11 protein-coding genes are annotated in these 14,455 nt (G+C 60.8%); 8 read left to right on the forward strand and 3 right to left on the reverse strand.

The genetic code is table 11. From position 1 onward, the window contains the following. Window positions 1-38: 38 nt before the first annotated feature. Window positions 39-617, reverse strand: coding sequence for a hypothetical protein (locus tag ACLB1Z_RS02030; protein WP_409561814.1), 579 nt, complete (start codon window positions 615-617; stop codon window positions 39-41). 285 nt (window positions 618-902) lie between these two features. Between ACLB1Z_RS02030 and rpsT the strand changes: the two genes are divergently transcribed. The 4 genes from rpsT (at window position 903) to dnaN (ending at window position 5,271) form a co-directional block, all read left to right on the forward strand. After that, window positions 903-1,169, forward strand: coding sequence for a 30S ribosomal protein S20 (gene rpsT, locus ACLB1Z_RS02035; protein ID WP_409561815.1), 267 nt, complete (start codon window positions 903-905; stop codon window positions 1,167-1,169). Between the two features lie 633 nt (window positions 1,170-1,802). Then, window positions 1,803-2,246 carry a rhodanese-like domain-containing protein gene (locus ACLB1Z_RS02040; protein WP_409561816.1) on the forward strand — a complete coding sequence of 148 codons (444 nt, stop codon included), beginning with the start codon at window positions 1,803-1,805 and terminating at the stop codon, window positions 2,244-2,246. Between the two features lie 204 nt (window positions 2,247-2,450). Then, entirely contained in the window at window positions 2,451-3,866 is a 1,416-nt protein-coding gene (dnaA, locus tag ACLB1Z_RS02045) for a chromosomal replication initiator protein DnaA (protein ID WP_409563217.1), read from the forward strand. Window positions 3,867-4,152: 286 nt separating this feature from the next. Continuing rightward, a complete protein-coding gene (dnaN, locus tag ACLB1Z_RS02050; RefSeq protein WP_013945661.1) occupies window positions 4,153-5,271 on the forward strand; it encodes a DNA polymerase III subunit beta in 1,119 nt (372 codons plus the stop codon). 62 nt (window positions 5,272-5,333) lie between these two features. Here the strand turns inward: dnaN and ACLB1Z_RS02055 are convergent, their stop codons facing one another. Then, window positions 5,334-5,693, reverse strand: coding sequence for an endonuclease domain-containing protein (locus ACLB1Z_RS02055; protein ID WP_409561817.1), 360 nt, complete (start codon window positions 5,691-5,693; stop codon window positions 5,334-5,336). A 122-nt stretch (window positions 5,694-5,815) separates the two neighbouring features. Between ACLB1Z_RS02055 and recF the strand changes: the two genes are divergently transcribed. The 3 genes from recF (at window position 5,816) to ACLB1Z_RS02070 (ending at window position 10,004) form a co-directional block, all read left to right on the forward strand. Next, window positions 5,816-6,982: a DNA replication/repair protein RecF gene (recF, locus tag ACLB1Z_RS02060; protein WP_409561818.1), complete on the forward strand. Its 1,167-nt coding sequence runs from the start codon at window positions 5,816-5,818 to the stop codon at window positions 6,980-6,982. A gap of 147 nt (window positions 6,983-7,129) precedes the next feature. Next, on the forward strand, window positions 7,130-9,583 hold the full coding sequence (gene gyrB, locus ACLB1Z_RS02065) for a DNA topoisomerase (ATP-hydrolyzing) subunit B (RefSeq protein ID WP_409561819.1): 2,454 nt from the start codon (window positions 7,130-7,132) through the stop codon (window positions 9,581-9,583). Between the two features lie 130 nt (window positions 9,584-9,713). After that, window positions 9,714-10,004 (forward strand): hypothetical protein, encoded by a 291-nt coding sequence (locus ACLB1Z_RS02070; RefSeq protein WP_409561820.1) that lies wholly within the window; start codon window positions 9,714-9,716, stop codon window positions 10,002-10,004. 69 nt (window positions 10,005-10,073) lie between these two features. On the opposite strand, the gene ACLB1Z_RS02075 is transcribed toward ACLB1Z_RS02070, so the two are convergent. After that, on the reverse strand, window positions 10,074-11,864 hold the full coding sequence (locus tag ACLB1Z_RS02075) for a cation:proton antiporter (RefSeq protein ID WP_409561821.1): 1,791 nt from the start codon (window positions 11,862-11,864) through the stop codon (window positions 10,074-10,076). Between the two features lie 262 nt (window positions 11,865-12,126). On the opposite strand from ACLB1Z_RS02075, the gene ACLB1Z_RS02080 reads away from it, so the two are divergent. Further along, window positions 12,127-14,451 carry a transglycosylase domain-containing protein gene (locus ACLB1Z_RS02080; RefSeq protein ID WP_409561822.1) on the forward strand — a complete coding sequence of 775 codons (2,325 nt, stop codon included), beginning with the start codon at window positions 12,127-12,129 and terminating at the stop codon, window positions 14,449-14,451. Window positions 14,452-14,455 lie beyond the last annotated feature (4 nt).

Here is a 14,455-nt window from a genome sequence, read left to right on the forward strand (position 1 = left end):
CTCCCCCTTTTGGACGGCGCGGTGGCCTGCTCTCGAACCTACATGCGTGAGCGCAGGGCGTCCAAGCTGATAGCTGCAATGGCGAGCGCACCAAAGAAGAAGATGTTGCATCCCGCCCAATCGGCGTGGGTCGCGGCGCGCGGAAACTTGTGATCGACGAACAGGCTGATGACGCCGGCCGCCATGCCGATCACCTGAAACTGAAGCAGAAGACGTCCCATCTTCACCAGCATGGCGTCGTCGCGTCCGGCGGAGCGGTCGCGATCGAGAAGGACGGCGAAGCCGATGGTGGCGACGGCAGCAAACAGAAAGCCGATGAAAAACTGCCACCACTCGGCCCAGTGCTTATCCATAACGAAGAGGTACGTGATCAGGATCGCGAGCGCGGCCCAAGCCCAGACCAGAGCCAGATATCGCGCCGTCGAACTGGCGATGGCGCTCATCGGCGCGCCGGTGTTCCTCAGCTTCTGGTGATCACGGATGGCAATCAGGGCGAAGGCAACGCAGATAACCGCGACGGCCGCCATCTGCAGGGTCGGCTGTTCTGCGGAGGCGGCCAGGACAGTCGCGCAAACAGTAGCCGCGAGAGAAAACAGCCAACCGGTCATGGACAACATTCTCTGGCGGTCTCCCAATTCTGGATCAAAAGCATGTAAGTCGGGATGGACTTAGCGCAAATGGCGACGCAAAGCGCTGCGACCGGCCGTCGGTGGCGGCTTTTGTGACGGATTCGTGCTTTTCCGGGTGCGCTTCATTGACCGGCGGCCGTTAGGCGGGTATATCCGCCGCAAACCGTGCCTGGAGCGAAAATCCCGGGCCGACGATCAATATCTTCAACCCATTGCCGCGCTTAGCATTTTGCGAATGCGACGGCGCATTCGCAGCAAACGTAAGGACACCCAATGGCAAATACGTCGTCGGCAAAGAAAGCCACGCGCCAGATGATCCGCCGCACCGAAGTCAACAAGTCGCGCCGTTCGCGCGTCAAGTCCGAGGTTCGCTCGGTCGAGGAAGCTATCAAGTCGGGCGACCAAGCCAAGGCACTTGCTGCGCTTTCGGCCGCTGAACCGCTTCTCGTGCGCACCGCACAGAAGGGCGTCATGCACAAGAAGACCACAGCCCGGAAGGTTTCCAGGCTTGCTCAGCGTGTCAAGGCCATGAGCGCATAACGCACTTGTGAATAAGGGGAGCCAATTTTTCTCCCTGTTGCATATTCGCTACGGTAAAGAGCGGGCCCGCCAACGGGCCCGCTGTTTTTTTATCGTCATTAATCGCCCGGAATCCGGCCCATTGGACGGGATGTTCTGATGCCGGATAAGTTTGGCGCTCTTTCGAGGCGGAGTCGGACGGCAAGAGAAAATGACGTCTGGGTGACGGTCGTGGCGGCGATGCAACCCAGAGTGTGTCAGTGGAAAAAATGCGAATAGAGTCAGATGGTTTATGCACAGAGGTTGCGATGTGACTCGCGTTTTCACCAGTACCTGTGGACAACTTTTGGTACGCCTCAATCGCCCCAATGGCTGCGCTGGGGTGCTTGTCGAAAAGAGGGTTAAGGGATAGTAAATTTCTAGTGGATGGCAGCGGGGTAAAGCGGTCGTTCGCACTGGTAAGTTCGGCGAGCGTAGCATTCGGGTCTTTCAAGCTTTGATGACCCGGACTGTATCGCCAAAATAGATAAAGACCTGCGTTTCAACTTGGGCGTTGCTTTGGCTAGCCCAAGAATAGTTGGGTATTCTCTGGTTTTGGCTGGGGATATTCTCGCGGGTCTTTATCAGTACTTGTGTAAGGCGTGAGGGGAATTCGTGGAAAAAGTTGAGGCTTCTGGCGTCGAGGACGTGTCCGTTCTCGAAACTTGGAAGCGTCTCGAAGGCGATCCGAAGACTGTTCTTGTTGATGTTCGGACGCGTGCCGAATGGGCTTTTGTGGGTGTGCCCGACCTTTCGAAGATCAACAAGGACGTCATGCTGATCGAATGGCAGACGTTCCCTGACAGCCGGATCGCTCCGCACTTTATCGAACGATTGACGGCGGCGTTGGCTGCCAAGGGAGTCGAGAAGAATACTGAGATTTTTTTTATCTGCCGTTCGGGCGGGCGCAGCCGGATGGCTGCCGAGGCAATCGCCGGAGCGGGATATTCGAGGTGTCGAAACGTCATGGAGGGCTTTGAGGGACCGTTAGACGCTGCCCAACACCGGAGCCAAATCGCAGGCTGGAAATTCGCCGGTCTCAACTGGCTGCAAGGGTAGCAAGACGTCACACGGAAGGCACGGCACCGGAAGGCAGAGGGTAATGCCGGACGGTGATGAGGGGGGACGCTTTCAGGCGTCCCGCGTTATCAGCGGGAGTACATCACTATGCAGGCAGCACAAAAGGCAGAGTCTCAAGGTAATGAGCACAGCGCCGAGACGCCGACGGTTGCGGTAGAGGGCCGTGGTCACAAGGTCCGCGCCATGCTCAAGGTTCAGCTCGGAGATGAGGTCTATTCGAGCTGGTTCAAGAGCCTGGAATTCGAAAGCTTCGATGGACGGATCGTCAAGGTTTCAGTGCCGGTCAAGTTTGTGCGCAACTGGATTCAAGAACACTATTCCGAGCACTTGCTGCGCTGCTCGCGCGTTGAATTCGCAACGGCCGAGCGCGTCGAAGTCGTCTGGCGGCAGCCCGGTGCGGTTCCGCAGCGGCCGGCGGATGCTCGTATCGGAGACGCCGCGCACACCAGCGCTGCCATTCCAGCACCCATCGCGCACGTCGAGACGCCGCGTCCGGCAGCGCCGCTGCGGGCTCCGGTTCTGCCCGTCCAGCGGACGTCTGCGGGCGGCCTTGAAGGTTCGCCGCTCGATCCGCGCTATACATTTGAAAGCTTCGTCGTCGGGGCGTCGAACCGGATGGCGCATGCGGGCGCCACGCAGGTTGCGGAAACGGTTCTGACGGGTGCGCCCGGCTACAATCCGCTTTACATCCATTCGGCGGTCGGCCTCGGCAAGAGCCACCTTCTTCACGCCATCGCCTGGGAAGTGAAGAAGCGGGCGCCGAATGCACAGGTGCTGTATCTTACGGCCGAACGCTTCCGCTATCAGTTCGTCGAAGCGCTGCGGTCGTCTGATCCGCTGGCGTTCAAGGAGCGCTTCCGCAACATCAACATGTTGCTGATCGACGACCTCGAATTCCTGCAAGGCGAGCGGACCGAGCAAGAGTTCGATCACATCATCAATGCACTGCTCGACGGCGGTAAGCAGGTCGTCGTTGCTTCGGCGCGGGCGCCGAACCAGATCGAACGGCTGAACGAGCGTATGCGGTCGCGACTGCAGCGTGGTCTCGTCACCGAGCTTCAGTCTCTCGATCATGAGCTTCGCCTCAAGGTGCTGGACAAGCGTCTGGCCGAGAAGAAAGCGGCCGACCCGTCATTCTCGCTGTCGCGCGATGTCGTCGATCTCCTGGCGCTGCGCCTGACGGAGAACGGCCGCGAGCTCGAAGGGGCGGTCACGCGCCTTTACGCGACGTGGCAGTACATGCGCACGCCGATCACGCTCGACATTGCCGAGACGGTCATCCGTGACCTCGTGCAGAACCTTGAGCCGCGCCGGATCAAGATCGAGGATATCCTGCGGATTATTTCCCGACATTACGGCGTGTCGAAGGGCGATCTGCTGTCGCAGCGCCGTCATCGTTCCGTCGTTTGGCCGCGCCAGATTGGCATGTACCTGGCCAAGCATCTGACAGCGCGTTCGCTGCCGGAAATCGGACGGCGGTTCGGCGGCCGCGACCACACCACCGTTTTGCACGCGATCCGCAAGATCGAGGGCGAAATCAGCAAGAATCCGAACCTCGGAGACGAGCTTGAGGAGCTGAAACGGCTTCTCAACCACTGACCGCAACTTCACCCCTTGCGGCCTGATGCGACGCGGGGCCGGCATTTCATCCCCCTGGAGTGCCGGCCTTGCCGCGTGTGGCATAAGCCCGTAATTGGCGGTATCACGCAGATTGTGCGCTGACCCATACATCTTACTTGAAAAACTAGCTTCTTTCGGGTCTGATCCGGCTCCACGGGCGATTCCGCCCAGCGGCGCGGTCCGCGCCAAATTCGTTCTTTTGCGTGAGATGCTGCGGCGGGCTTCGACCGCGCTTCCATGCACACTTCCATAGCTGAGGATAAATATGCGTCTCGAGATCGAACGTGGGGAACTCTTGAAGGCGCTCAGCCACGTCACAAGCGTCGTCGAACGGCGGACGACGATCCCGATCTTGTCGAACATTATGCTTAAGGCCGCGGGCGACGCGCTGATGTTCAAGGCGACGGATCTCGAACGCGAGGTGAGCGAGAGCGTCGGCGCCAAGGTTTCGGCGCCCGGCACGCTGACGGTTCCGGCGCATGTGCTGCACGACATCGTGCGCAAGTTGCCGGACGGTGCCGAGATCGAGATCAAGCGCGACGGCGATAAAGAACGTCTGACGATCACGTCGGGGCATTCGCGTTTCAGCTTGCAGACGCTGTCGGCCGATGATTTTCCGGATCTCGCGGTCGGTGAGATCGGGCACGAGTTCACGATGGAAGCCGGCGACTTGAAGCGGCTCATCGACAAGACGAAATTCGCGATTTCGACGGAAGAGACGCGCTACTATCTCAACGGCATCTATCTGCATCCGGCTGAGACGGACGGCACGAAAACGCTGCGTGCTGTCGCGACCGACGGTCATCGCCTGGCGCAGGTGGAATTGCCGCTGCCGAAAGGCGCGGAGGGGATGCCGGGCGTCATCATTCCGCGCAAAACGGTGCACGAGTTGACACGCCTGCTCGAAGATTCGAGCGCGAAGGTGAAGGTCGGCGTGTCGCAGACGAAGGTGCGGTTCGAGATTGGCTCGGTCGTGCTGACGTCGAAGCTGATCGACGGTACGTTCCCCGATTACGGCCGCGTCATTCCGCACAACAACGACAAGGAAATGAAGGTCCCGAACGCGTCGTTCAAGAGCGCCGTCGATCGCGTGTCGACAATTGCAAGCGAGCGCGGGCGTGCGGTGAAGCTCAATGTCGGCAAGGACAAGCTGATCCTGACGGTGAACAATCCGGAAGGCGGCAGCGCGACGGAAGAAATTCCGGTCGGCTACAGCGCTGGGCCGCTGGAGATCGGTTTCAACGCTCGCTATCTGCTCGACATCGCCGATCAACTCGAAGGCGAGGATGCGCGGTTCCTGCTCGCCGATCCCGGTTCGCCGACGATGGTGCGCGACAGCAGCGACGCCAGCGCGCTCTACGTGCTAATGCCGATGCGGGTTTGAGGGGAATTCCCTCTCCCCATTTCTGCACTCAATGGGGAGAGGGTGCAGGGCGAGGGGCCGACCTAGCTTCGCTCTTGCAAGGCTGCAAGGAGCTGATCCAGCACGCCGTCGATGTTTTTGTAGATGTCGGCATTGTTGATGCGAACAATTTTGTAACCGAGCATCACCAATTCTTCTTCGCGCGTGCGATCCTTGGCGATCTCAGATGGAGTTCCGTGCGTGCCGCCATCGATCTCCACGACTACGTGCATCTCACGGCATGCAAAGTCGGCAAAATAGTCTCCAATCGGAAACTGGCGCACAAATTTAAAACCGCCGAGACGGCGATCGCGCAGGTGAAACCACAATTTCGCTTCGGCGGAAGTCGCATTCGATCGCAAGATGCGGGAGCGATTGAATTTCCATGGTTGGGTGCTGCGCATAACTTTCCTACATGCAGACGGAAGCGGTGCTGCCCCTCACCCTAGCCCTCTCCCCGTGAGGACGGGGAGAGGGGATGATCGAGCTTATTTGAGAATCTCGCAGGCAATGATAAGCGCTGCACATGGCATCCATCCCTAACGCCCTCTGGGTTGAGCGGCTGCAGCTCACGAATTTTCGCAGCTACGCGTCGGCGAGTGTGACGACGGATGCTGGGCCGCAGGTGATCGTCGGCGCGAACGGGTCGGGCAAGACCAATCTTCTCGAAGCATTATCGCTGTTGTCGCCGGGCCAAGGATTGAGGCGGGTGCCGTTCGTCGATCTGGCGCGGGCGGCGGGTGACGGCGGGTTTGCGGTGGCTGCTCGAGCGCATACGCTTGCTGGGCCTGCCGATCTCGGCACAGGCCTGGTGCCGGGCGCCAACTCGCGTGGAGAGCGCACGGGCCGCATCGTGCGGATCGACGGTACGGCACAGTCGGGCTCGGGTATTCTCGCCGATTATCTCGAAATCGTGTGGGTGACGCCGGCGATGGACGGCCTCTTCACGGGGGCGGCGTCAGAGCGGCGGCGGTTTCTCGACCGGTTGATTTTGTGCTTCGATCACGGTTACCGGACGATTGCAGGGCGCTTCGAGCGCGCGATGACGAGCCGTAACAGATTGCTCGCGGATGGCGTGCGCGACAACGCACAGCTTTCGGGCTTCGAGCAGGTGATGGCCGAGACGGGCATTGCGGTGGCAGCGGCGCGGCTCGAAGCGGTTGCTGCCATGCGCGCCATCGTCGAGAAGCGGCGGGCGCGTGATCCGAACTCGGCGTTTCCTTGGTCGGCATTCCGGCTCGAAGGGACGATCGAAGACGACCTGAGCGGTATGTCGGCCGTCGAAGCGGAAGATTTGTATGCCAAGACATTGCGCGACACGCGCGAACGCGACCGTGGCGCTGGGCGGACGCTCGATGGGCCGCACCGGTCGGATCTTATCGTCGAGCATGGGCCGAAGGCACTCGAAGCGCGGCATTCCTCGACGGGCGAGCAGAAAGCGCTGCTGCTCGGCCTCGTTCTGGCGCACGCTGAGCTTTTGACGGAGCGACAGGAAGGCGCGGCGCCGATCCTGCTGCTCGATGAAATCACGGCGCATCTGGACGTTCACCGCAGGGCAGCGCTTTTCGATGAAATCCTGAGGCTCGGAGCCCAAGCCTGGATGACGGGCACGGACGCGGATGCCTTTTCAGCGCTTGCCGAAAAGGCCCGATTCTGGGGCGTGAACGAGGGAAAAATCGAAGCCCTTCCGTAGCGACTTCAAGAGGGACAAACAGCCACATCCAAAATGCTGAAAAACAAAGGTTTTTTGGTCTCAAATTCTGTCGATTTCGTGCGGATTTTCGAGGCGATTTGTGCTATACAAAACGATCGAATATCCGCCTGCTGAGAAAGCCAAAAAATGAACGCGCAACCGCTCAAGAAAACCCCTGAGTCTGACGACTACGGCGAAGACAGCATCAAGATGCTGAAGGGGCTCGACGCGGTCAGAAAACGCCCCGGCATGTACATCGGCGACACCGATGACGGTTCGGGTCTGCATCACATGATTTACGAGGTGGTCGACAACGGGATCGACGAGGTTCTCGCCGGTCATGCGAAGTCGTGCATGGTGACGCTGAACCCCGACGGCTCGTGCACGGTGCGCGACGATGGCCGCGGTATTCCGACCGGCATCAAGCGCGACGACGATCACGATCCGAAGCGCTCGGCGACGGAAATCGTTTTCACCGAGCTGCATGCGGGCGGCAAGTTCGACCAGAACTCTTACAAGGTGTCGGGCGGTCTGCACGGCGTCGGCGTGTCGGTCGTCAACGCGCTGTCGACGTGGCTCAAGTGTCGTGTCTGGCGCGACGGCAAAGAGCACTTCATCGAATTTCACAACGGCAACGCTGTTGCGCCGTTGAAGGTCGTCGGCGATGCGGGCGAGGAGCGCGGCACGGAAGTCTCGTTCCTGCCGAGCACCGAGACGTTCCACAACGTGACGGAATTCGATTTCGCGACGCTGGAGCATCGCCTGCGCGAACTGGCGTTTCTCAACTCCGGCGCGAAGATCGTGTTGACCGACGCGCGCCACGCCGACGTGAAGCGTGAGGAATTCATGTACGACGGCGGCACGGCTGCGTTCGTGCGCTATCTCGACCGCTCGAAGACGTCGGCGCTCAGTGAGCCAATCCTGATTAATGCCGAGAAAGACGGGATTACCGTTGAGGCGGCGCTGTGGTGGAATGACAGCTATCACGAGACCGTGCTCTGCTTCACGAACAACATCCCGCAGCGCGACGGCGGCACGCATCTCGCCGGTTTCCGCGGAGCGTTGACGCGTATCGTCAACAAATACGCGGAAGAGTCAGGCATTGCGAAGAAAGAGAAGGTCAACCTCTCGGGCGACGATGCGCGAGAGGGTTTGACGTGCGTGCTCTCGGTCAAGGTGCCGGATCCGAAGTTTTCTTCGCAGACGAAAGACAAGCTTGTCTCATCGGAGGTTCGTCCGGTCGTTGAGGCGGCGGTTGGCGATCAGCTCGGCGCCTGGTTCGAAGAGCATCCGAAAGAAGCGAAGGTCATCGTCGGCAAGATCGTCGAAGCAGCGTTGGCACGCGAAGCGGCGCGCAAGGCACGCGATCTCACGCGGCGAAAGGGTGCGCTTGATGGTTTGCGGTTACCGGGCGGTCTCGCGGAATGCCAGGATCGCGACGCGTCCAAGACCGAGCTTTTCATCGTCGAGGGCGACTCGGCCGGTGGCTCTGCGAAACAGGGCCGCAAGCGCGAGTTCCAGGCGGTGCTGCCGATCCGAGGTAAAATCCTGAACGTCGAGCGCGCGCGTACCGACAAGATGCTGTCGTCGGAGCAGGTGACGAACATCATCGGGGCGCTGGGCACCGGCATCGGACGCGACGAGTTCAAGCTCGATAAGCTGCGCTATCACAAGGTCATCATCATGACCGACGCCGACGTTGACGGCGCGCACATCCGAACGCTGTTGTTGACGTTCTTCTATCGTCAGATGCCGGAGCTTGTCGACAAGGGGCATGTCTACATCGCGCAGCCGCCGCTCTACAAAGTGGCGAAGGGCAAGTCGCATTCGTATCTCAAGGATCAACGCGCGCTGGAAGATTATCTGATCGATCAAGGCCTCGCCGACGCGGTTCTCGTCACGGGCGATGGCGCGGAGCGCGCAGGCCGCGATCTGCGCGATATCGTCGAGCAAGCTCGGCAGATTGCGGGCGGTATCAATGGGCTGCATCATCGCTATAACCGCGACGTGGCCGAGCAGGGCGCGATCGGCGGCGCGTTTGATGCCTCGCTCCTGAATACGCCGTCGGCCGAAAAGGCAAACGCGATCGCGGAACATGTCGCGAAGCGGCTCGATGCGATTTCGGAAGAGATGGAAACAGGCTGGGAAGGCCGTTACGGCAACGACGGCTATGTCTTCAAGCGCGAAGTGCGCGGCGTGACGGAAGTGCACTTCCTCGACCGGGCGTTGCTCGGCTCGCTCGATGCGCGACGCATTAACGAGCGGCACGCGCATCTCGTCGAAGTTTACGAGACGCCTGCGAAGCTCAAGCGCAAGGACAAGACGGATGTCATCACTGGGCCGCGCTCGCTGCTCGAAGCCGTTTACGAGACAGGCCGCAAGGGGCTCGATCTGCAGCGCTACAAAGGCCTTGGCGAGATGAATCCGGAGCAACTCTGGGAGACGACCCTCGACCCGGACGTCCGTACGCTCTTGCAGGTGAAGGTCGGCGATCTGGCGGAAGCCGACGAAATTTTCGCCAAGCTGATGGGCGATGTCGTCGAGCCGCGCCGCGACTTCATCCAGGAAAACGCGCTCAACGTTTCTAACCTTGATGTGTGAGTGGAGGTGTCGCTCACTCGCATCGGCCGGGACACTCGGATTTTTACTCCTGGTTTTGATCTGCAGTGTTTCCGCGTCGGCGGAGACTTATGGGCCTTTTTTCTACCGTATCGGGGTTGCGGAAAGTTACGTGGGTTTTGAAACGTCACTTTCCCTGAACGGTTCGAAACTGGTCGTCGAAAACTGCATTCAAGTTGTCTTTCCAGGGAAGCGGCAGTGTTCTTCTCAAACCTTTCAAGAGGGCGAGTTTTCATTGACCGACGATTTCGTCGAATATGTCAGCGGCAATATCGAGAAAGTTGATCGCAAATCTCGCCTGTTTACGATCGAAGATAGTCAGGACCACCACGCAATCATTCGAAACGTTGCCGAACGCTTCGAGGGGTGGGAGACTACGCCCGCGAACTGGCTCAATCAGTGACGGGCTAGATCGTTCATTCTGCGCGGGTGCCTGATGGATCCTCGTGACAAGGCCGAGGATGACATGCGGCTAGACCCTTTTGCGGCCGGGAAGGGCGTGAGTTTCGGTGCCTGCTTTCTTGGCGGCGCCTTGGAGTTCGGCGCGGAACTCGTCGCGTTTTTCGTGGATCGATGCGATGACGAGTCCGGTCGGAATGCCGAGGCCGACGAGCGCCGATTCCGATAGCTGAAGACTTGCTTCGATTGTCTCGGGCACGGCGTCGTTGACGCCAATCTCGTAGAGGTGGCGAGCGTGGTTTGCGTCCTTGGCGCGCGAGACGATGAGCAGGTTCGGGTGGCGCGTCCGCAGCGCCTTCACGATGGCGTCGATCTCCGGCTGCGTGTGGATGGTGATAATCGCGGCCTTCGCGGTGTCGAGACCGCAATGTTCAAGAAATTCGACGTTGCGGACGTCGCCGAAATAGACCGGTTTACCTTCGCGCCGGGCGTTGGCGACGAGGCTCGGCGCGCGGTCGACGGCGATATAGCGAATTTTGTGCTCGGCCAGCAGGTCGCCGATCAGTTGACCGACGCGGCCGTAGCCGACGACGAGCGCTTTGATGTTACCTTCGCCGGCGGGCGTCACGGTGAGGGCTGGATCGACGGCAGCAGGGGGGGCGTTGCGTTTCGCCAGCCAGCGGCCGAGCTTGGCGCAAGCCGGGATCAGCGCCATCGTCAGCGACACGGACGTTAGCAGGATGCTCGTCAATTCGCGGGTGACGAGGTGCGATTCCAACGCGAGCGTCAGGATGACGAACGCGAATTCGCCGCCGGGTGCCAGCAGTGCCGCTGTTTCGAGGGCTGCGCCGCGGGCAACGCCAAAGAGGCGCGAGAGGCCGTAGATGATCACGGCTTGTAGGGTGAGTAGTCCTACAGTCGCTGCAAAAATAGCTCCGGGCGCAGCAACCATGGCTTTCAGATCGAGTTGCGAGCCGACCGAAAAGAAGAAGACGCCGAGCAGTAGCGATTTGATCGGTTCGACTGTCGTCTGCACGGCGCGGCGATATTCGGTTTCGGCTAACAGCAAGCCGGCGACGAATGCGCCGAGTGCAAGAGACAAACCTGCCGCGGCGGTGACGAATGCGGTGCTGACGGCAACGAAGAGCGTGGTGGCGATGAACAGGTCTTCGTTGTGCGTCTGCGCGACGACGCGGAATAGCGGCTGAAGAACGTAGCGGCCGACGCCGACGATCGCGACGAGCGCTGCAGCAGCTTGCACGACGGCCATCAGGATGCCGGCGAGAAGCGAGCCTTTGTTGCCGGGCTCCAATATGCTGATCAAGATCAGGATCGGAACGACAGCGAGGTCTTGGAACAACAGGATCGAGAAGCTCGTTCGGCCGACGGAGGTTGCGAGCCGCTTCTGGTTCGCGAGCATTTCGATGACGATCGCGGTCGACGACAGGCAGAGCGCGGCGCCGATGACGAGGGCGATGACCGGCGGCTGACCCAACAGATAGGCGACCAGGCCGATTAGGGCCGCCGAAACAACGACTTGTGATGCGCCGAGGCCGAAGACCAGGCGACGCATCGTTGAAAGGCGTTCAAACGACAGCTCAAGGCCGATGATGAAGAGCAGAAAGACGACGCCCCACTCGGCAAATTTCGCGAGTCGTTCGGGGTCGGTGATCGTCAGCCAATCGAGATGCGGGATGTAGGGTGTCAGCGCGCCGAGGCCGCCGGGACTGAGGAACGCGCCTGAGAGGAGGAAAGCGAGAACGGTGCTGACGCCATAGCGATGCAATAGCGGCACGACGACACCAGCCGTGCCCAAAACCAGAAGCGCATCTTTGTAGTTCGCCAGATTTCCCGCAGCCGACATCACCTCTCCTTAACAGTTCGTAAGAGTATGACGGCCCGGAACGCCACGCGCCACTGGGCATTTCGCTCGCTCGTCCGTATGCGGAAATTTTGCGTGCCTACAACTTGGCCGTCCGCGTTCGGATGTTTCGGCACTGAGAGCTCGCAATGCGAACTTAACGCGGCTTTAGCCAACCCTCTGTAACAGTTTCACAGACGATCTGCGTCGGACTGGGGCCACCGACGCAGTGCAGGAGGGGGCTCCGCCTTCAAAGGAATTGACGGTGTTGCGTGCCATCGCAGCAGCTCTGGGTTTTGTGTTGTGGCTGGTCCGCAGGATTCTGTTCGGACCGCGGCGCAAGCCAGCTGCGGCTCCCGAGCCGACGCTTCCGGCGTCTTTTCAGTCCGTTGCGACGCGGGCGTTCGGTGCGGGCGGGGCCGACAAGCCTGTTCAGGCTGTGCAAGCGGCTTCGCGACCGAAACAGAAACGCGCACCTCGGCTGACGCTGAAATATCGCGTCGCAATCGGCGGTGCGGTTCTGGGCACCGGTCTGTTGATGCTGACCTTCGCGTTTATGATGGTCTATTACACCGTTGTTTTTCCGGACCCGCTGGCGCTGCGCGCCTCCGGCCATGCACCGCTCATCCGGATCCTGGCGCGCGACGGAACGGTGCTCGCCGTGCGTGGTGCGCCGCATGAATACATCTCGCTCGAAAAAATGGCCAAAGCGTTGCCTGCGGCAGTCGTTGCAACAGAAGACCGGCGCTTTTTCGATCATTACGGCGTCGATCCGGCTGGCATGCTGCGGGCGATGTTTGCGAACCTGCGCGCCGGGCGGTTCGCGCAAGGCGGTTCGACGCTGACGCAGCAGCTCGCGAAGAATTTGTTTCTGACGCAAGACCGAACGCTGTCACGCAAGATCGCCGAGCTTGGCCTGGCGCTGTGGCTCGAGGTTCGTTTGACGAAGCCGGAGATTTTGGAACTCTACCTAAACCAAGTCTATTTTGGCAGCGGCGCATATGGCGTGGAGGCGGCAAGCGAACGCTATTTCAATAAGCCTGCGAGCGAACTGACGATCCCGGAAGCGGCGATGATTGCCGGGCTGCTGAAGGCGCCTTCGAAATATTCGCCGTCGGCGAGCCCTGGCGCTGCCCGCGCGCGGGCGCGCGTTGTCATTACCAAGATGTTTGATGCCGGCTTCATCTCTGAAGCGCAGGAGACGCAGGCGCTGGCGCAGACGCTGGTGTTCAACGAACAGAAGATCGAGCAGACGGCGGCAGACGCCGGCTATGTCGTCGATTGGGTTCTCGATCAGTTGCCAGCAGCGGTCAGCGAGGACGAGCAGGCTGATCTGATCGTCGAGACGACCGTCGATAAAAAGCTTCAGCGGCGCGCGCAAGAGATCGTTGCGGATACGCTGGCACGGAAGGGCGAGGCCTACGGCGCGAGCCAAGCGGCGATGACGCTGCTCGACGGCAGCGGCGGCGTGCGTGTGATGGTCGGTGGCCGCGATTATGCCGGCAGCCAGTTCAATCGCGTCATCAGGGGCAAGCGACAGCCGGGGTCGGCGTTCAAGCCGTTCATCTATCTCGCTGCGTTAAATAAGGGCATGTCGCCGGACACGATCGTCAATGATGCGCCGATCACGATCGGCGGGTGGTCGCCGAAGAACGACGACGGGAAGTACGCAGGGCCGGTTCCGATCCGACGCGCGATTGCGCAGTCGATCAACACCGTTGCGGTGCGCCTCAATCAGGCGATCGGGCGCGGCACGGCCGTCGATCTGGCGCAGCGGCTCGGCATCAAATCGGAGCTGCATGACGGACCGTCGCTCGCGCTCGGGACGTCGGAAGTGACGCTGCTTGAAATGGCAGGTGCTTACGCGGCGTTCTCGAATGGCGGATACGCGGTCACGCCGCACGTCATCACGCGGATCACGACGAGCCGCGGCCGTGTGCTCTACGAATACGAGCCGCCGCAGAACGCGCGCATCCCAGAGGCGGACCGGATCGGCGCGCTGAACGACATCCTGAATGCGGCCGTCGATTACGGCACCGGACGGCGCGCCGCGCTTCCCGATCGGCCTGCGGCGGGCAAGACCGGCACGACGCAGGATTTCCGCGATGCCTGGTTCATGGGATACACGGCCCAGTTTGCCGCAGGCGTCTGGGTTGGCAATGATAACGGCAAGTCGATGAACCGCGCGACGGGCGGCAGTCTGCCTGCCGAGATTTGGCGGCAGGTGATGCGGGTTGCCGACGAAGGCTTGCCGCCGCTGTTGTTGCCGGGAACCGTTGTCGCGAACCCCCAGGTCGAGGCGGCGACATGGGGCGGACTTGCGAACCGGCTGCCGCGTGTGGTCGAAGCGCCGGAAATTCTGCCATGGCAGCGTCGTCCGGGCGCCCTGGTACAGCAGCCCTATTCGGCGACTTCGGTGTCGCTCGCCGCGCCGAATGCAGCGCATCCGGCCAACAGCATCGGCGAAGACTTCATCGAGAAAGCTCTGGCGTCATCGCCGGCGAATGGCAGCAGCCACGCTGCGCAAGTCGCAGCGCCGGACTCGTCGACGCCGCAAAGCGGCGCCTTTCCATTCAGCAATTGGTGGTGACGCC

This window comes from Hyphomicrobium sp. MC8b (assembly GCF_905067615.1).
Classification (GTDB): Bacteria; Pseudomonadota; Alphaproteobacteria; order Rhizobiales; family Hyphomicrobiaceae; genus Hyphomicrobium_B.